Consider the following 18,879-nt stretch of genomic DNA (forward strand, 5'->3'; position numbering starts at 1 on the left):
GTTGACCGCAACTCTTGCGGTATGCCTTACAGTTTGTCAGTCGGACCGTGCTGTCTGCGTTCAGGAGGAGGCGTGCTGCTTATGAGTGCTGTGCTGTCGATACCGCGTTACCCCGCCGACGTGACCCCGCAGTGGTTGTCGGCCGCGCTGTCCGGCGGCGGTGGCACGCCCGTCGAGGTCGCCGACGTGGACGTGGTCGCGATCGGCACCGGACAGACCGGGGCGACCTACCGGGTCACCGCTCGCTACGCGACGGATCCCGGGGACCTGCCGCAGACCTTCGTCATCAAACTGCCCGCCCAGGACGACACGGTGCGCGACCGGGTGGTCATCGGCTACCGCAGTGAATGTGCGTTCTATTCGTCGGTGGTGGATCGGGCGCAGGTGCCTACACCGCGGTGCTTCTATTCCGAGATCACCGACGATGCAATGGATTTCGCCCTACTGCTGGCGGATCAGGCGCCGGCGGTGCAGGGCGATCAGCTCGTCGGCTGCGGGGAAACCGAGGCGCGCCTTGCGGTTACCGCGCTGGCCGGCCTGCACGCGCCCAGCTGGTGTGATCCGGTCTGGCTCGATTTCCCGGGCATCGCGTTCGGCCGGCCGGATGAGGCCGGTGCGGGCGGCATGGGCGAGGTGGCGAAGTTGAGCGCCGACATCACGCTGGAGAAGCTGGGTGAGCGGATGAGCGCCGAGGACCGCGATACCTTCAGCGCCGCAATGGGTTTGATCGCGCCTTGGCTGCTGTCCGAGTATGACCGGTTCGCCCTGCTGCACGGCGACTATCGCCTGGACAACCTGTTGTTCGATCCGGAGCGAACCAGGGTCAGCGTGGTGGACTGGCAGACGCTGGGCGTGGGTCTGCCGGCCCGAGACCTTGCGTACTTCACCGCGACCAGCCTCAAGCCGCAACTGCGTGCGAGCATCGAGGAGGGGCTGGTCAACGACTATCACCGCGCGCTGACGGCCGGCGGGGTCAGCGACTACGACCGCGAAACCTGTTGGCGCGATTACCGGCTCGGGGTGCTGCAGGCCCCGCTGATCTCGGCGCTGGGATTCGCGTTCGCCGCCGCCACCGAGCGCGGTGACGACATGGTGCTGACCATGCTCAGCCGCGGCTGCCAGGCGATCCGCGAACTGGGCACGCTGGACCTAATCGAGCACTGATCGGCGAGCCGCTTCTTGCGCCAACTGCATGCGTGAGGTGAGCCCGAGTTTCGCGTAGACATGGGTGAGATGGGTCTGCACGGTCCGCGGCGAGATGAACAGCCGATCGCCGATGTCCTTATTGCCCAGTCCCTCGCTGACGAGGCGGACGACGTCGCGCTCGGTCGGGGTCAGTGAGTCCCAACCGCTGGGCGGACGCTTGCGTTCGCCTCGCCCGCGGCGGGCGTACGCGATCGCCTCCTCGGTGGACAGCGCTGCCCCTGCGGCCCAGGCGGCGTCGAATTCTCTGTCGCCCAATACTTGACGCATCGCATTCACAGAAGCCCCGTATTCGGCGTCGTACACCCGGAAGCGGACGATGCCGGTTCGGTCGCGGACCGCGTGCGTCGCACCGAAGAGCCGTGCAGCATCAAGGTGGCTTCCGGCGTCTCCTACCAAACGGGCAAGGCACTCAAGCAGGTCTGGGACGACCAGGTGTGCTCGTAGTTCGGCCGCACGATTCAACGCCTCGTGGACGTCACGTTCGGCCTTCCCCGGCTCGTTTTCCGCGAGCGCGACGCGCGCGCGGGTCAACAGCGCTTGCACAGTGAACCAGCCGGCAGCCGCCGCAACGTCTTCTTCGGCGAAGCGACGTGCGGACGTCAGATCGTTTCGGGCCAGCGCGACCTGCGCCCAGGGCTTCGCGGTGGTGGACGCAAGCGGCCAGGCGCCAAACCGCTCACGTGCGGCTTCGCTGGCGGCGGTGGCCGCGCTGATATCGTCGGCGGCCAGCGCCGCGAATGCTAGCGACGAGTGGACCACACCTTCCATGTACCTGCCGATCTCAGCGGCGCCGTCGAGTGCATCAAACGCGAGGGCGCGCCCCTCGTCCGGCTGTCCGGTGTGCGCCAAAACGTGGCACAGGCGCTCGCGGGCGGACACTTGCCAGATCAGGGCGTGCGCCGCGTCGGCTTCGTTCATCAATTCGCGGAGTTGCGCCGCGGCGCCGGTGACTTCCCCAAACACCCATTGCGCACCGATCAGACACCACCGGCATCCGCGCGAGTAGCCCTGGTCGCCGATCGCATCGGCGAGGTCGCGTCCCTCACTCGCTGCCGCCACGGCGGCAGCGGGGTCACCCGTGCCGACCGTCGCCGCCAGGGCCTTGCTGTAGAGGATCTGAGCGAGCCTCCAACGGTCGCCCACCGACCGCGCCAACTTCTCCGCATCCGACAAGTACGGTTCGGCCAGTTCGGCGCTCCACGCCGCGAGGCGTCCGCACGCGGTGAGAGTGCGGGCCAGCAGCACCGGATCGTCCAGCTGGCGAGCAATAGCCAGCGAACGCTGCGCCCGAGCGAGGCTTCCCGGGTCGCGCATGTTGTCGAGAAATGCCTTGTCGGCCAGCGCCCGCGCGATCGTCCGGGGCGTCACCTCGGCCGTCGGAGTCTCTGCGTCGGCCAGACCGGCGTCGAGCCAGTCCGAACCCTCCTTGAGCCCACCCCGCGTCAGCCACAGCGGCTGCAACGACGTGGCGAGGAGTAACGCGTTGTCAATGTCGAGGTTCTCGCGGCTCCAAGCGAAGGCGCCACGCAGGTTATCTATCTCGGTCTGCGCTCGGTCGAGCAGCAGTTCCAGGCTGGCTTCGCCTGGAGCGTCGAGTGCCGCTGCCATCGCGGTGTAGTGGTCCCGGTGTCGGTCGCGGACAGCGACGGCCTCAGCGGATTCGCTGAGCTTTTCCTGCGCATACTGACGGATCGTTTCGAGCACTCGGTATCGCATTGTGCCGCCGACAGATTCGGCGATCACCAGCGACTTGTCAACGAGGAGTGCCAGTACATCCAGCACCTGATGCGGTGCCAGATCCTCGTCGCATACCACCTTCCGGCAGGCGTCGAGGTCAAACCCGCCCATGAAAACGCCGAGCCTGCGGAACAACGTCCGCTCCGGTTCGGTCAACAGGGCGTGGGACCAGTCCACCGAGGCTTGCAATGTCTGCTGGCGGCGCACGGCCGTCCGCGACCCGCCGGTCAACAACCGAAACCGGTCCTGCAGGCCGGCGAGAATCTCGTTGGGAGACAACGCGCGCACCCGCGCCGCCGCCAGCTCTATCGCCAGCGGCATGCCGTCCAGCCGACGACAGATCTCGTTGACCGTGGCCGCATCATCGTCGTTGACGCTGAATCCGGGACGCGCATGGCCGGCGCGGTCGGTGAAGAGTCGCGCGGCGTCGCCATCGAAGGACAGCGACGGCACCCGCCAGATCACCTCGCCGCCCACCCCGATCGGCTCGCGACTCGTCGCCAACGCCGTCAGTCGCGAGCAGGCCGCCAGCAACGCAGTAACGAGCGTCGCGCTGGCGTCCAACAGATGTTCGCAGTTGTCAAGCACCATCAACATGTGCCGGTCCCCGACGAACTGCAGCAGGCTTTTCTGCGGGGAGCGCCCCGGGTGGTCGGGCAGGCCCAACGCCCGCGCCGCGGTGACCGGCACCAGGTCGGGGTCGGTGATCGGAGCCAAGTCGACGTAGCAGATTCCGTCGGCGTAGTCGCCCGCGACTGAGGCCGCTACTTGGACGGCCAAGCGGGTCTTGCCGACGCCACCGGCACCGGTCAGCGTCACCAACCGGTTCCGCGCGAGAATGCTTCGCACTTCGCCCATTTCGGTGTCACGGCCCACGAAGCTGGTCAACTGCGCGGGCGGACGTTGAGCGACGACGGTCTCGCGTTTGCGAAGCGGTGGGAATTCGTTACAGAGATCGGGATGGCATAGCTGCAACACCCGCTCCGGACGGGGCAGGTCCCTCAGTGCATGGGTGCCCAGGTCCGTCAACCACACGTCTTCGGCGAGCGAGTCGGCGATCAGGTCGCCGGTAGTGCCGGACAACACCGTCTGGCCGCCGTGCGCAAGCTCGCGAAGCCGAGCCGTCCGGTTGATGGCCGGCCCGACATAGTTGTTCTCGTCGCGCAACTGCACCTCGCCGGTATGCACGCCGATCCGTAGCTGTAGCGGTGCCAAGGGAGCGCGTTGCAACGCGAGCGCGCACGCTACGGCGTCGGACGCCCGGCTGAAAGCGATGACGAAGCTGTCACCCTCACCTTGCTCTACCGGACGGATTCCGCAATGGGCCCTGACCAACTCCCGAAGTGTCTGATCCAGTTTCGCGATCGCCGCGGTCATCGCCTGCGGCTGCGAGTCCCATAGCTGCGTCGAACCCTGGACGTCGGCCAGCAAGAGGGTCACCGTGCCGGTCGGCAGGGGCTCGTTCATGCCTGGTTCGCTCCAGTCCAACGGCGGCACGCCCGCCCGTGGATCGACTTCGCTCATGTTAGCCAGCATGAGCTGGCCGCACATCGCGAAACATCGGCGGATGCGCGTATATATCCCGGCTCTACAGGTCGCCGGTGAAGTCGGCGCTGAGCCAGCGGTCCGGGCGGATGGTGAACAGCACCTCCTCGACGCCTTCCATGCTGCGCACGAACGCCCGCCCACCTTCCTCGCCGAGATAGCGGATGGCGACCGCCTCGGCCACGTCGAGCGGGGCCGGCTTGGTGGTCTCGACGATCGAGCCCTCGACCACCACGTACTGATAGGGCGGCTCCTCGCGCTGCACCACCAATGTCACCGCCCCCGCCCGCTCGATGAGACGGGCCTTACGGCTCGACGCCCCGGTCATGATTCGGATGTTTCCCCCGGGGGTGTAGTCGTACCAGATCGGGACGCTGGCCGGCGGCCGGCCTTCGGTGGCGGCGACGGACAGCACGGCCACATGCTTGTCGGCGAGGAACTCCTGGCGCTCGGATTCGCTGAAGGCTTTCATGACGAGTGCCAACGCCCGGGCGGTAAAGCTATTCCCGATCCGCCCAAGGGGCGGTCAGTACTGCGTCGAGCCCTGATCCACCGGGATCTGAGCCGCGGTGACCTTGCGCGATTCGTCACTGGCGAGCCAGCACACCGTGTCCGCGATCTCCTCCGGCTCGGCGACCCAATCGGGCAGGAACGGCGTCAGGACGTGCGACAGCTGCGGGTTGGTTTCCATGGTCTTGCCCACCGCCGTGACCATGTCCCCGGAGCCCATGGCGGTGTTCACCGGACCAGGGTGCACGCTGTTGACCCGGATCGAATGCTTGCCCAGTTCGGCGGCGAAGGCCCGCGCCAGCCCGGTGACGGCATGCTTGCTGGCGGTGTAGTGAATCATGAACGGCTGCATCTTCATTCCGGCCGCGGAGCTGATCAGGATGATCGACCCGCCGCGGCCGCCCTCGATGATCTTGTCCGCGCCGGCCATCACGGTGTTCCAGGTGCCGGTCACGTTGATGTCCATGACGTCGGCGAAGTTCTCCGGCGTGATCTCATCCCACGCCTGCGGGGCAGCGACCCCGGCGTTGGCGACGATGACGTCCAGCCGGCCCAGCTCGGCCACGCCGTCGGCGACGGCCTTGCGCAGGCCGTCGAAGTCGCGGGTGTCCACGACCGAGGCGATGATCCGGCGGTTCGCCGCTTCGACCAGGCGCACGGTCTCGCTCAGATCATCGGGCGTGGCCGGGTCGTAGGGCACGCAGGCCGGCAGCTTGCCGGCGATGTCGACGGCGATGATGTCGGCGCCTTCCTGGGCCATGCGCACCGCGTGCGCCCGGCCCTGGCCGCGGGCCGCGCCGGTGATGAATGCCACCCTTCCGGCAAGCTTGCCGCTCATATTTGCTCCTCCATTGGGTTCGGCCACTCTTACCGCTGCGCCGCCTTGACGAGATTCGATCCGATGATCAACCGCTGGATCTCGCTGGTGCCCTCGTACAGGCGCAGCAGGCGCACATCGCGGTAAATGCGTTCGACGGCAACGCCTCTCATGTAGCCGGTGCCACCGTGGATCTGCACCGCGAGATCGGCGACGTTGCCGGCCATCTCGGTGCAGAAGACCTTGGCGGCCGAGGGCGCGATCCGGCGATCCTCGTCGGCGACCCACAGCCGGGCGGCCTCGCGCACCAGGGCACGGCCGGCCATCACGCCGGTCTGCTGATCGGCCAGCATGCCCTGCACCAACTGGAAGTTGCCGATCGGCGTGCCGCCCTGCGTCGCGGTGGCGGCGTACGACACGGATTCGTCGAGCGCGCGTTGCGCGGCGCCAACCGCGAGGGCGGCGATATGCACCCGACCGCGGGCCAACGAGGTCATCGCCGCTCGGTAGCCGTGGTCTTCGCTGCCGCCGACGAGCGCCTCGGGACCGACGCGGACGTCGGTGAAGTTGACGTCGGCGGTCCAGGCTCCTTCCTGGCCCATCTTGGCGTCCTTGGTGCCCACCTCGACCCCCGCGGCGTCCGCTGGCACCAAAAAGACCGCGATCCCCGGCCCCTTCTCGTCGGCCGGCCGGGTCCGCGCGAACACCACGAACAGGTCGGCGACGGGCGCGTTGGTGATGAAGCGCTTCTGCCCGGAGATCACCCAATCGTCACCGTCGCGAACGGCTTTGGTGCGCAAGCCGGCCGGGTTCGATCCGGCGCCCGGTTCGGTCAGCGCAAAGGAGGCGACGACGTCGCCGGACGCGATCGACTCCAGCCAGCGGGATTTCTGTTCGTCGGTGCCGAACCCGACCAGGACCTGTCCGGCGATGCCGTTGTTGGTGCCGAACATCGACCTCAGTGCCAGCGACGTGTAGCCCAGCTCCATCGCCAGCTCGACGTCCTGCCTCAGGTGCAGGCCGAGGCCGCCCCACTCCTGGGGGATCGCGTAGCCGAACAATCCCATCTTCTTGGCTTCGTCGCGCAGGTCGTCGGGCACGCGATCGGTGTCGAGGATCTCCTGCTCGCGCGGGACGACCACGCTGCGGACGAATTGCCTTGTCTGAGCGAGGATCTCGCGGAAGTCCTCGTCGGAGACTTCCGCGACTTCGGCGGTGGCCATGGACTCCACACTCCTCTCCGGATCCGGGGCACCCCGGTTCAGAGCAGAATCCTATATCAAATATGATATTTGCTTCAGACGTGCCCGGTGGAGGCGACGACAGCGAAGGATGGGTGATCGACAGTGGCGATGTTGACGGGGCAGACCGCGGTAATCACCGGCGGAGCGCAGGGGCTGGGGCTGGCCATCGCAGAGCGCTTCGTCGCCGAGGGCGCGCGAGTGGTGCTCGGCGACGTCAATCTCGAGGAAACCCAGGTGGTGGCCAAGCGACTGGGCGGCGACGACGTGGCGGTGGCGGTTCGGTGTGATGTCACCCAGTCGTCCGACGTGGAAACCCTGATCCAGACCGCGGTCGAGCGCTTCGGCGGTCTGGACATCATGGTCAACAACGCCGGCATCACCCGCGACGCGACGATGCGCAAGATGACCGAGGAGCAGTTCGATCAGGTCATCAACGTGCATCTGAAGGGCACCTGGAACGGCACCAGGCTGGCCGCGGCCGTCATGCGGGACAACAAGCGCGGCGCCATCATCAACATGTCGTCGGTGTCCGGCAAGGTCGGCATGATCGGCCAGACCAACTACTCGGCGGCCAAGGCCGGCATCGTCGGCATGACCAAGGCCGCCGCCAAAGAGCTGGCCTACCTCGGCGTGCGGGTGAACGCGATCGCCCCCGGCCTGATCCGCTCCGCGATGACAGAGGCTATGCCACAGCGCATCTGGGACTCCAAGGTCGCCGAGGTGCCGTTGGGCCGGGCCGGAGAGCCCAGTGAGGTCGCCAGCGTCGCGCTGTTCCTCGCTTCCGACCTGTCGTCGTACATGACCGGCACCGTCATGGAAATCACCGGCGGCCGTCACCTATGAGTGCGGTGCGCGAGGCCGTCATCTGCGAACCCGTTCGGACCCCGATCGGCCGCTACGGCGGAATGTTCAAGGCGTGCAGCGCCGTAGACCTCGGTGTCACCGCGCTCAAGGGCCTGCTGCAGCGAACCGGGCTGGCGCCCGACGCCGTGCAGGACGTGATCCTCGGCCACTGCTATCCCAACAGCGATGCGCCCGCGATCGGGCGCGTGGTGGCGCTGGATTCCGGCCTGCCGGTGACGGTTCCGGGCATGCAGGTCGACCGCCGGTGCGGCTCGGGCCTGCAGGCGGTCATCCAGGCGTGCCTGCAGGTGGGCGCGGGCGACAACGACCTCGTGGTCGCCGGGGGCTGCGAAAGCATGAGCAACGTGGCGTTCTACTCCACGGACATGCGGTGGGGCGGGGCCCGCACTGGTGTGCAGGTGCACGACGGGCTGGCCCGGGGACGCACGACCGCAGGCGGCCGCAACTACCCGGTGCCGGGCGGAATGCTGGAGACGGCCGAGAACCTGCGCCGCCAGTACGGCATTTCGCGCCAGGAGCAAGACGAGCTCGCGGTGCGATCCCACCAGCGTGCCGTCGCCGCGCAGAAAGACGGCGTCCTGGCTGAGGAGATCGTGCCGGTCGCGGTCCGCACCCGCAGTGGCGAGGAACTCATCGACACCGACGAGCACCCACGCGCCGACACCTCGGTCGAGTCGTTGGGCAAGCTCAAACCCGTTCTGGTGAAAGAGGATCCAGAGGCGACGGTCACCGCCGGCAACGCCAGCGGGCAGAACGACGCGGCCGCGATGTGCGTGGTCACCACGCCGGAGAAGGCCGAGGCATACGGCCTGAAGCCGTTGGTGCGCCTGGTGTCGTGGGGCGTGGCCGGGGTGGCGCCCCACGTCATGGGCATCGGGCCGGTGCCCGCGACCGAGGTGGCGCTGGCCAAGGCGGGCCTGCGGCTAGCCGACATCGACCTCATCGAGCTCAACGAGGCCTTCGCCGCGCAAGCGCTTGCGGTGATGCGGGAATGGAACTTCGGCACCGCCGATCATGACCGCACCAACGTGCACGGTTCGGGCATCTCGCTGGGACATCCGGTCGGCGCGACGGGCGGGCGGATGCTGGCCACCTTGGCGCGCGAACTCGATCGCCGCCAGGCGCGCTACGGTCTGGAAACCATGTGCATCGGCGGCGGCCAGGGCTTGGCTGCCGTCTTCGAGCGGGTCGCATCGACATGACCGAGCCGGGGTTGCCGCTGGACGGCCTCACCGTCGTGGAGGTGTCGAGCTTCGTCGCCGCGCCACTGTGCGGCATGACACTGAATCAGCTTGGCGCGGAGGTCATCCGAGTCGACCCGATCGGCGGCGCGTCCGACGTCCAGCGGTGGCCGCTGGCGGCGGACGGAACCTCGATCTACTGGACCGGCCTGAACAAGGGGAAGCGTTCGGCCACCATCGACCTGCGGTCCCCCAACGGCCACGAACTGGTCCAGCGGCTCATCGTCGAGGGCGACGGCGTCGTCGTGACCAACGCCGCGGGCCTGTCCTGGCTCAGCCACGACGTGCTGGCGGCCAAGCGCCCCGACGTGATCCACGTGCAATTGCTCGGGCGCGGTGACGGTTCCACCGGGGTGGACTACACGGTCAACGCCGGGCTGGGCTATCCGCTCGTCACCGGTCCGGCCGATCACGGCGGTGCGATCAATCACGTGCTACCGGCCTGGGATGTGTGCTGCGGACTGTACGCCGCGCTGGCCGTTGTCACCGCCGTCCGCCACCGCGAGCGGTCCGGGGCGGGGGCGCAAATCAGCCTGGCTTTGGAGGACGTCGCTTTGGCCACCGCGGCCAACCTGGGCTTGCTGACCGAGCCGCAAGTCACTGGGACACAACGTGAACGGCTGGGCAACGCCATTTACGGTCAGTACGGGCAGGACTTCACCAGCAGCGACGGGGCCAGGTTCATGGTGGTCGCGTTGACCGGTCGGCACTTCCGCGACCTGCTCGCGGTGACCGGCACCGGTGCCGCGGTGTCGGCGCTGGCCGAGGCGCTGGGCGCCGATTTCGGGTCCGAAGGCGATCGCTACCGCTATCGCGACGTGCTGTCGAGTCTGTTCGCCACCTGGTTCGGCGATCACACCGCCGACGAGATCACCGCCGCGCTGGCCGACACCACGGTGCTCTTCGAGCGGTACCGCACCTTCGCCGAGGTCGCCGCGGGCCCGAAAGTTACCGACAATCCGCTGTTTTCCCGATTGCACCAGCCCGGTCTCGGCGATTATTTCGCGCCCGGCCTGCCGGCGGCGTTCGACGGCAGCCATCCGCCCAGCGCGCCGGCGCCGGCGCTGGGACAAGACACCGCCGACGTCCTTGCGCGGCTGGGTTTGAGCGCCGCCGACATCGCGCGCCTGACGGACGCCAAGACCATCGCCTGCTGAGCAGCCGGAAGGGAACGCAGCACATGACCAAACTGGCCCAGACCCTCGGATTGACGGAGTTCCAGACCGAGATCATCGCCACGGTAAGGAAATTCGTCGAGAAGGAGGTCATTCCGCACGCGGCCGAGCTGGAACGCGCCGACACCTACCCGCAGGCGATCGTCGATCAGATGCGGGAGATGGGCCTGTTCGGTCTGATGATTCCGCAGGAGTATGGCGGGCTGGGGGAGTCGCTGCTGACGTACGCGCTGTGCGTCGAGGAGCTGGCGCGGGGCTGGATGAGCGTGTCCGGCGTGCTCAACACCCACTTCATCGTGGCGTATATGCTGCGCCAGCACGGCACCGACGAACAAAAGCAACGGTTCCTGCCGCGGATGGCGGTCGGCGAGACCCGCGGCGCCTTCTCGATGTCGGAGCCGGAGCTGGGTTCCGACGTGGCCGCGATTCGCACCCGCGCGCGGCGCAACGACGACGGCACCTACACCATCGACGGTCAGAAGATGTGGCTGACCAACGGCGCCACCTCCACGCTGGTGGCGGTGCTGGTACGCACCGACGAGGGCTCGGACAAGCCACACCGCAACCTCACCGCGTTCCTCGTCGAGAAGCCGGTCGGATTCGGCGAAGTCGTTGCGGGCCTGCGCATCCCGGGCAAGATCGAAAAGCTGGGCTACAAGGGCATCGAGACCACCGAGATGATCTTCGACGGCTACCGGGCCGAAGCCGACGACGTCCTCGGCGGCACCACGGGCCAAGGCTTCTTCCAGATGATGGACGGCATCGAGGTCGGCCGCGTCAACGTGTCGGCGCGGGCGTGCGGTGTCGGGATTCGCGCCTTCGAGCTCGCGGTGCGCTACGCCCAACAACGCGAGACCTTCGGCAAGCCGATCGCCGAGCATCAGGGCATCGCGTTCCAGTTGGCCGAGATGGCGACCAAGGTCGAAGCGGCCCACCTGATGATGGTCAACGCCGCGCGCCTGAAGGATTCGGGCGAGCGCAACGACGTCGCCGCCGGGATGGCCAAATACCTGTGCAGCGAATATTGCGCCGAGGTCACCCAGCAGAGCTTCCGAATCCACGGCGGCTACGGATATTCCAAGGAATACGAGATCGAGCGGCTGATGCGCGACGCGCCGTTCCTGCTGATCGGCGAGGGCACCAGCGAGATCCAGAAGAACATCATCAGCAAGCGACTGCTCGCCGAGTATCAGGTGTAGGCGGATGAGCGTTCCGGATTTCGCTGCGCGACCTCAACTTTCGGAGGACGTCGCGCGGATCATCCGCGGGCGGATCTTCGACGGCACGTACGCCGCCGGCTCGTACGTCCGGCTGGACCAACTGGCCGCGGAGTTGGGTATCAGCGTCACACCGGTGCGCGAGGCGCTGTTCGCGCTGTGCGCCGAGGGACTGATCAACCAGCAGCCCCGTCGGGGCTTCGCGGTGTTGCCGGTCACCGGGCGCGACGTCACCGACGTGGCGAACGTGCAGGCGCATGTCGGGGGCGAACTGGCCGCGCGGGCGGCGATCAACATCACCGACAGCCAACTGCGCGAGCTCAAGGAAATCCAGGCGCAGCTGGAAGACGCCTACGCCGGTGATGACCACGAGCGCACCGTCCGGCTTAACCACGAATTTCATCGCGCCATCAATGTCGCGGCGGACTCGCCCAAGCTCGCCCAGCTGATGTCACAGATCACCCGTTATGCCCCGGAGTCGGTGTTTCCGGCCATCGAGGGCTGGCCCGAGCAATCGATGCAGGACCATCGGCGGATCCTGTCCGCGCTGAAGAAGCGCGACGACAAGCTCGCCCGCGTGGCGATGTCGGAACATCTTGCGGCAGGTGCGCTTCCGTTGATCGATCACCTCGTTGCCCGCGGGGTGGTCGCCGACGAGAATGGGTTGACCTAGTCGCCGCCATCTCTTGTCGCGCAGCGGGGTTGGGCATACGCTGCCAGCAGGGTGGGCCACGGACGGAGAAACGAAGATGCCCGCAACGCTTCGCGCATCGGCCCTAGTCGTCGCGATCGTGACGGCGATCGCCGTCGCCCCGACGGTCGCAGCCGACCCCGTCGACCCGATCCCCGGCAACGGTGTCTTTGTCGTCGGCCCCGATATTGCACCCGGTCTGTACCGAACGGCCGGTTCGGCGTCGACCTTCGGGGTGTGGATCAACAATGTGCCGACTCAGGACTCGATGTGCGCGTGGTTCACCTACAGCACGCCCGACGCGAACAAGGACCATGTGGTGCAGACGAACATGTCCGTCGGTCCGATGTTTGCGAACATCAACACCACGATCAAGGCGTTCGAGTCGCAGAACTGCCAACCGTGGACGCGGGTGCCCTAGGGCTGGTCCGCGTCGGCCAACATCTTGCGCAGCCGGCGGACGTCGACCTTGCCGGTACCGCCGCGCGGCAGTTCGTCGTCGGAGTCCAGCAGTAACCACACCGTCGGAACCTTGAAGGCGCTCAACACCGTTCGTGCGGAGGCGCACAACTGCTCGGCGGTCAGTGCGCGGGACACGACCGCTGCGCCGACCCGTTCACCCGAGCCGCCCGGCACGTTGGTGACGACGGCGTTGTCGACGCCGTCGATAGTGCGCAGCGCCCGCTCGACCTCGCTGGGGTAGACGGTCGCGCCGCTGACTTTGAACATGTCGTCGGATCGCCCGTGATAGAAGAGGAATCCGTCTTCGTCGAGGTGCCCTAGGTCGCCGGTGGGGTAGAAGCCGTCGGCCGTGAAGAGGTCCTCGCGGGTGCGCCCGCAGATGCCGCGCAGCGTGTGTTGTCCGCGGATGTGGATCATTCCGGTGACGCCGGCCGCCACCGGCGCGCCGCTGTCGGTGTCGACGATGCGAACCTCGATGCCCTCGAACGGCTTTCCGCAGCTGCCCCAAGCGGACGCGGGCATGTCCGTGTCGGCGGGATAGCCGCAGTATGGCCCGAAGGCCTCGGTCATGCCGAACAGCGTCGCGCGCGCCCCGGGCTGGGCGCGTTGCCCGGGCGGTAGCAGGGCCTGCAGGCTTCCCGCTTGTAAGGTCGAGAGGTCGGCACCGGCCTTTGCGGCGTGCCGTGCCAACGTCTCGGCCTGGTCCGGCCAGCCCCGAAACAGGGTGACCCGTTCGTCTTCCAACAATCGCAGGGTGGTCTCCGGCCGCGGTATCTCCTCGGTCACCAGGGTGGCGCCGGCCAACAGCGCGGACAATATTCCGCTGCCGAAACCGCCCACCCAGAAGAAGGGCATCGGCAGATACAGGCGGGTCTCGGCGGTGATGCAGCGCGCCGCAAGGCCGGCCTGCACGGCGCCCAGCGCATTGCCGTGCGAGTGGATGACTCCCTTGGGCGCGCCGCTGCTGCCGGAGGTGAACATGATGACCAGCGGGTCGGCCGGGGTGACCGTCGCCGTCATGGCGTCGACAATGTTGCGGGCACCCGCACTCGCGGACGCGGCATCGACTTGGTCGGCCGACCAAACCTGGTGCAGCGCCGGCAGTTCCGATCGACCCGCGGCCGGAAGGTTATCGAGGTAGCGATGGCCGCGGAACTCCTCGACGCTGATCAAGAATTGCACGGAGGCAGCCCGCAGTTGCGCGGCCAGCTCCGCGGCGGTCAGCAGGGTGCTCAGCGGGACCAGGACCGCGCCGACGCGGGTAAGCGCGACGGCGACCCGTACCCACCGGGTGCTGTTGGGCATGATCAGCCCCACCCGGGTGCCCTTGACCACGCCGGCTTCGACGAACGTCGCGGCCAAATCGCGGGTGGCCACCTCGAGTTCGCGGTAGGTCAGCCGGGAGGTGGGGTCGATGACCATCGGCTTGTCGCCATCGCGGTCGGCCCGAATCCGCACCAGCCGGTCGATGGTGCTAGACATCGAACAACTCCCTGAGACGTCGCATGTCGACCTTGCCGCTGGACAGCAGCGGAACGTCGGCGTTGTGGAGGGCCACGAACCGCTTGGGGATCTTGTAGGCGGACAGTTCCGTTTTGAGCAGCGCCACCAGCGCGGCTTCGTCGAACCCCGCGGCGCCGTCCGGCCGGACAACCACCGCGGCGACGATCTGCCCGCGCCGGGAGTCGGGAAGACCGAACACGTAAGCCGGCGTTCCGTCGGTGACTGTGTTGATGGCCTTCTCCACTTCGGCCGCCGAGACATTGGCGCCCGCCGTTTTGATCATCGCGCCGAGCCGGCCGGCGAAATAGAAGAATCCGTCGGCGTCGACGCGCACCAGGTCGCCGGTGTGGAACCAGCCGTCGGCATCGAAGCATTCTTCGCGGCTTCGCTTGTAGTAGCCCTGCATCAGGTACGGCCCGCGCAGGCACAGCTCGCCGACCTCGCCGGCGACGACCTCGGCCACGGTGTCGGGATTGACGACCTTGATCTCAAAGCCGGGTGCCGGCCTGCCGAATGAGCCGCGCCGGTGCTCGGGTTGGTCGGATTCGTCGTCGCCGATCAGCACGAGGCTGCCGGCCTCGGTCATGCCCAGCATGTTGTGCCGCAGCTGCGGGTCGGCCGGGCGGGCGTCGGCAGCCATGATCGGGTACAGGTTGCCGCGCCGCATCGACGACAGATCGCGTCGTGCGAAGCTCGGGTGGTCCGCGAGGTGGGCGATCCCGGCCGCGAACCCGTTGGTCATGGTTGGCTTTTCGGCTTCCAGCAGGTCGAGCGTCTTGCCGGCATCGGCGGCGTTGGAGCACACCAAGGTGGATCCGGCCACCAGCGTCGCGAGGAGGCCGAAGGCGAGTCCACCGATCCAGAAGAACGGCGAGTTGCAGAACAGTTTGTCGTCGGGCGTCAAACCACGGATCAGGTTGAGATTCCGTTGGTGCGCCAGTAGGGCGCCGTGGGTGTGCACGACCCCCTTCGGGGCGCTGGTGGAGCCCGAGGTGTACACGATCGTCAGCGGATCGCATTCCGCGACGTCGTCCTCCAGCGCCGTCAGGAGCGCGGGGTCGACGGAATCGCCGAGCCCGCACACTTTCTCGTGGGTGACCGCGACGTGACGCAGCTGCGGTGCTGCGGCACAGAACAATCGGGAACCGAGATCGCCGCCCGAGAGGATCTCGTACAGCCGTTGCACGTAGTCATGCGAGCGAAAGCGCGCCGCGGTCAACAATATTTCCACATCGCTGTCGACGAGCTGCTCGCTCAGCTCGCGAGCGGTGACGAAGGTGGAGAACGGGATCACCACCGCACCGATGCGCGCCGCGGCCAGCATCCCGACGACGAACTCGGGTCCGTTCGGATAAAGCAGCCCCACATGCGTGCCCTTGCCGGCGCCCAGCGCGATCAGGCCGCGGGCCAGCCCCGCCGACCGGCGCTCGGCCTCGGCGTAGCCGATGCGGTCACCGTCGCACACCAGCAGGGGGTGATCGCCGCGCCGGCCGGTCTGATGCCGCAGCACCTGGGCGACCGTCAGAGGCTCACCGGGCATGGTCGCGCCGCGCCGCGAGCTCGCCGAACAGGCCCCGGATCGCGCCGAGATCGGCCTTGCCCGACGGTGTTCGGGGGATGCTGTCGACGATCGCGATTTCGGTCGGAATCTCGTAGCGCGCCAGACGTTCTCGCAGATACTCGATCAGGGTGTCGGCGTCGGCCCACGCCCCCTCGCGCAGCTCAACCACGGCGACCGGCGTCTCGCCCAGCCGCTCGTCGGGGCGGGCGATCACGGCCGCGCCGGCCACCGCGGGGTGGCTCTCCAGCGCGGCGCGGACGTCGTCGGGCATCACCTTGAAACCACCGCGGATGATCGCTTGGTCGGCACGGCCGACGATCCACAAGAACCCGTCGGCGTCGATGCGCGCCAGATCGGTGGTCCGCATCCATGGTGCGGTAGGACCCAGCTGGCCCGGTTTGACCTCCAGTAGGCCGACCTCGTCCGGGCCCAGTGGTGTTCCGTCCTCGGCGACCACCCGCAGCCGGGCGCCCGGGTTGGCCCGGCCGACGCTGCCCCGTTTGGTCTTCCAGTACCGCTGATGGTCGGAGAGGGTCCAGCCAGCCACGCCGCCGCCGAATTCGGTTGCCGCATAAGAGGTCAACACCGGGATGCCGTACTTTTCGGTGAAGGCATCGGCATCCTCGGCCGACAACGGGGCCGTGCCGCACGTAACGGCCCGCAGACTCGCCAGGTCTGCGCGTGGAATGTCGGAGTGCAATACCGTGCGCAGCGCCGCCGGCACCAGCGACGCCGCGCGGGGCCGGTGCTTGCGCACCGCCTCGGCCCAGGCGTTCAGCTCGAATCGTTCCAGCAGCACGAACGGCCTCGCCTCGGCGATGCATTGCAACACCCGGAACACCCCGCCGATGTGCACCAACGGCGAGTTCACGATCGCGACGCCGCGGCGCAGCTCGGTAGGCGAGACCGCATGTTCGGGTTCCGGACCGATCACGCTGCGCGCCAGCATGTCATAGCCCAGGTCGATTCGCTTGGGCGGGCCGGTCGTGCCGCTGGTCAGCATGCGCACGGCAACGCCGGACTGCGGGTCGGGGACACCGATGCGCGGCGCGGTGACGTGGGCGTCGTCTAACCCGCCCGAAATCGCGACCGCCGGCGTGCCCGCGGGCACCAGGGTCCTCAGATCGTCTGCCTCGCCGACGATCACGGGAAGCCGCAGGCCCGCGATGTCGGCCCTGGTGCGCTCGTCACCTCGGGAGGGGTTGATGACCACGACCGTTCCGCCGCCCAGCAGCACGCCCAGGAAGGCGGCCACGTGCCCCGGGCGGTTGCGCAACAGCATCCCGACTTCGGCTCCGCCGGTAGTCGCGGCGATACGCCGCGCCAGCGCCCCGACCCGGGTCCAGGAGATCCATTGACCGCCATACTCGATGGCGCGCGACTCCGGCTGCAGGTCGAGCACGTCGGCGATGCGTTGAGCCAGCGGGGGAGGCGACATCAGCGAATCTTCGGGGTGCGGGCCGCGCTCGGCGCCCCGGAATCGTTTCCAGCGGCCAGTTCCGCGGTGCCCAACGGGTTTCCCAGCCGGGTATAGATCAGGTTCTGCTCCATGGCCGCGCGGTACGGCTTGTCCAGCGATTCCCAGATCGCCTTTACCGTGCCGGCTGTCGCGGTCGGCGGCTTGGCGGCGATGGTCGCCGCGATCTGGTGGGCGCGGTCCCAAAGCTGGTCGGCGGCGACGACCTCGGAGACCAACCCGATCCGCAGCGCGGTGTCGGCGCCGACCCGTTCGTCGTTGCCCATCAGTGCTATTCGCAACGTTTCCCCCAGGCCGATACGGCGCATCAGGCCGATCGGCTCCAACGCGCACACCAGGCCCGCCGACACGTGAGAGTCGAAGAACGTGGCGTTCTCGGAGCAGATCACCACGTCGGATTCGTTGATGAAGTAGAACGCGCCCGCGGTGCACATGCCTTGGACCGCACATACCACGGGTTTCCACATCTTCTGCCACTTGGGGCTCAGCGCTTCGCCGGGATCCTCGTGGTTCCAGATGTTTTCGGGCTGACGGTACGGCGTCTTGATGTCCAGCCCCGCGCTGAACGCCCGGTCGCCGGCAGCGCGCAACACGACCGCATGCACCGAATCGTCGAGTTTGACGGTGCGCCAGGCGCGGGCCATCTCCTCGCACATGGTGCGGTTGAACGCGTTGAGCTGTTCGGGGCGATTCAGCGTGATGGTGGCGACGTGGTCGCGCGCGTCGACCTCGAGCAGAATGGTTTCGAACGTCATCGGCACTGCCAATTCGGCTTGCGCTTTTCGACGAAGGCCCGGGGTCCTTCGGCCGCGTCCTCGGTGCGCAGCACCCGTTCGCGGAAGGTCTCGGCGAGTATCTCCGCCTCGTGCAGGGGCACGTTGAGTCCCTTGAGGATCGCGAGCCGGGTGCCCCGGACGGCCAGTGGCGCATTGGAATTGACGATGTCGGCGATCTCGTGGGCGCGCTCCAGCAGGCGGTCGTGCTCCACGATTTCGCTGATCAACCCGAGCTCGTAGGCGCGTTGCGCGCTCATCCGCTCGTGCTTGCCCATCAGGGCCATCCGCAGCGCGATCGAGCGAGGCAACACCCGAGACACCCGCACCAATTCCCGGCCGGCCACCAACCCGATGCTGACGTGCGGATCGAAGAAGGTGGCATGCTCGGACGCGATGACGATGTCGGTCGTGGTGACCCAGTCCATGCCGGCGCCACAGCAGATCCCGTTCACGGCGGTAAGCACCGGCTTGGCCATGGTGCGAAACGGCGGGGTGCCCTCCTGCGGCGCCTCCCACTGGTCGTATGTCGACAGGTAGGGCCGCTCGTAGATCACCTTGCCGTCTTCGGGAATCTCCTTGACGTCGGCGCCGGTGCAGAACGCGCGGCCGGTGCCGGTGACGATGGTCAACCAGACAGCGTCGTCGTTTTCGGCCTCGTCGTAGGCGGCCCGCAGCTCGGTGATCATGTGCGGGCTGAGCGCATTGAGGGCATCCGGGCGGTTCAGGGTGATCGTCGCGGTGTGGCGAGCGACCTCGTACTTGATCGTGTCGAACGAATCAATGGGCATCGGTCATCCCTTCGTGTTGTGGACGTCGAGCGGGGGGCATATGGACGAATTCGAGGCAGTTCCCG

The 18,879-nt window shown here is 67.6% G+C and carries 16 protein-coding genes; 7 read left to right on the plus strand and 9 right to left on the minus strand.

The window, feature by feature from the left end; translation table 11 throughout:
• Positions 1–81: 81 nt before the first annotated feature.
• Positions 82–1,164 (plus strand): phosphotransferase family protein, encoded by a 1,083-nt coding sequence (locus DQP58_RS00160; RefSeq protein ID WP_112706516.1) that lies wholly within the window; start codon positions 82–84, stop codon positions 1,162–1,164.
• Here the strand turns inward: DQP58_RS00160 and DQP58_RS00165 are convergent.
• The 4 genes from DQP58_RS00165 to DQP58_RS00180 form a co-directional block, all read right to left on the minus strand.
• Positions 1,150–4,467, minus strand: a complete 3,318-nt coding sequence (locus DQP58_RS00165; RefSeq protein WP_240629492.1) for a helix-turn-helix transcriptional regulator — start codon at positions 4,465–4,467, stop codon at positions 1,150–1,152. The genes DQP58_RS00160 and DQP58_RS00165 overlap by 15 nt on opposite strands.
• 64 nt (positions 4,468–4,531) lie before the next feature.
• Positions 4,532–4,960, minus strand: coding sequence for a pyridoxamine 5'-phosphate oxidase family protein (locus DQP58_RS00170; protein ID WP_112706517.1), 429 nt, complete (start codon positions 4,958–4,960; stop codon positions 4,532–4,534).
• A gap of 54 nt (positions 4,961–5,014) precedes the next feature.
• The gene (locus DQP58_RS00175) at positions 5,015–5,836 is read right to left on the minus strand and encodes a mycofactocin-coupled SDR family oxidoreductase (RefSeq protein WP_112706518.1); all 822 of its coding nucleotides are present in this window, start codon (positions 5,834–5,836) and stop codon (positions 5,015–5,017) included.
• 29 nt (positions 5,837–5,865) lie between these two features.
• Entirely contained in the window at positions 5,866–7,038 is a 1,173-nt protein-coding gene (locus tag DQP58_RS00180) for an acyl-CoA dehydrogenase family protein (RefSeq protein ID WP_112706646.1), read from the minus strand.
• Positions 7,039–7,167: 129 nt separating this feature from the next.
• Here DQP58_RS00180 and fabG point away from each other — a divergent pair, with 129 nt between their 5' ends.
• The 6 genes from fabG to DQP58_RS00210 all read left to right on the plus strand — a co-directional run bounded on the left by fabG (position 7,168) and on the right by DQP58_RS00210 (position 12,668).
• Positions 7,168–7,902, plus strand: a complete 735-nt coding sequence (fabG, locus tag DQP58_RS00185) for a 3-oxoacyl-ACP reductase FabG (protein WP_112706519.1) — start codon at positions 7,168–7,170, stop codon at positions 7,900–7,902.
• Entirely contained in the window at positions 7,899–9,125 is a 1,227-nt protein-coding gene (locus DQP58_RS00190) for an acetyl-CoA C-acetyltransferase (RefSeq protein WP_112706520.1), read from the plus strand. Before fabG ends, DQP58_RS00190 begins: the two co-directional genes overlap by 4 nt.
• Positions 9,122–10,321 (plus strand): CoA transferase, encoded by a 1,200-nt coding sequence (locus DQP58_RS00195; protein WP_112706521.1) that lies wholly within the window; start codon positions 9,122–9,124, stop codon positions 10,319–10,321. The genes DQP58_RS00190 and DQP58_RS00195 overlap by 4 nt, the downstream gene beginning before the upstream one ends.
• Positions 10,322–10,344: 23 nt before the next feature.
• Complete coding sequence (locus DQP58_RS00200) at positions 10,345–11,538, plus strand: acyl-CoA dehydrogenase family protein (RefSeq protein WP_112706522.1); 1,194 nt, start codon at positions 10,345–10,347, stop codon at positions 11,536–11,538.
• 4 nt (positions 11,539–11,542) lie between these two features.
• The gene (locus DQP58_RS00205) at positions 11,543–12,229 is read left to right on the plus strand and encodes a GntR family transcriptional regulator (protein ID WP_112706523.1); all 687 of its coding nucleotides are present in this window, start codon (positions 11,543–11,545) and stop codon (positions 12,227–12,229) included.
• A 76-nt stretch (positions 12,230–12,305) separates the two neighbouring features.
• Entirely contained in the window at positions 12,306–12,668 is a 363-nt protein-coding gene (locus DQP58_RS00210; protein WP_112706524.1) for a hypothetical protein, read from the plus strand.
• On the opposite strand, the gene DQP58_RS00215 is transcribed toward DQP58_RS00210, so the two are convergent.
• Genes DQP58_RS00215 through DQP58_RS00235 form a run of 5 tightly spaced genes read right to left on the minus strand, consistent with a single transcriptional unit; the run spans position 12,665 to position 18,814 of the window.
• On the minus strand, positions 12,665–14,191 hold the full coding sequence (locus DQP58_RS00215) for a class I adenylate-forming enzyme family protein (protein ID WP_112706525.1): 1,527 nt from the start codon (positions 14,189–14,191) through the stop codon (positions 12,665–12,667). The two genes, DQP58_RS00210 and DQP58_RS00215, sit on opposite strands and share 4 nt — an antisense overlap.
• Complete coding sequence (locus DQP58_RS00220) at positions 14,184–15,752, minus strand: class I adenylate-forming enzyme family protein (protein ID WP_112706526.1); 1,569 nt, start codon at positions 15,750–15,752, stop codon at positions 14,184–14,186. The genes DQP58_RS00215 and DQP58_RS00220 overlap by 8 nt, the downstream gene beginning before the upstream one ends.
• A complete protein-coding gene (locus tag DQP58_RS00225; RefSeq protein ID WP_112706527.1) occupies positions 15,742–17,211 on the minus strand; it encodes a class I adenylate-forming enzyme family protein in 1,470 nt (489 codons plus the stop codon). Before DQP58_RS00225 ends, DQP58_RS00220 begins: the two co-directional genes overlap by 11 nt.
• Positions 17,211–18,005, minus strand: a complete 795-nt coding sequence (locus DQP58_RS00230) for an enoyl-CoA hydratase/isomerase family protein (RefSeq protein ID WP_112706647.1) — start codon at positions 18,003–18,005, stop codon at positions 17,211–17,213. The genes DQP58_RS00225 and DQP58_RS00230 overlap by 1 nt, the downstream gene beginning before the upstream one ends.
• On the minus strand, positions 18,002–18,814 hold the full coding sequence (locus DQP58_RS00235) for an enoyl-CoA hydratase/isomerase family protein (RefSeq protein ID WP_112706528.1): 813 nt from the start codon (positions 18,812–18,814) through the stop codon (positions 18,002–18,004). The genes DQP58_RS00230 and DQP58_RS00235 overlap by 4 nt, the downstream gene beginning before the upstream one ends.
• Between the last annotated feature and the right edge of the window lie 65 nt (positions 18,815–18,879).

The organism is Mycobacterium colombiense, from assembly GCF_003284975.1.
Classification (GTDB): Bacteria; Actinomycetota; Actinomycetes; order Mycobacteriales; family Mycobacteriaceae; genus Mycobacterium; species Mycobacterium europaeum_A.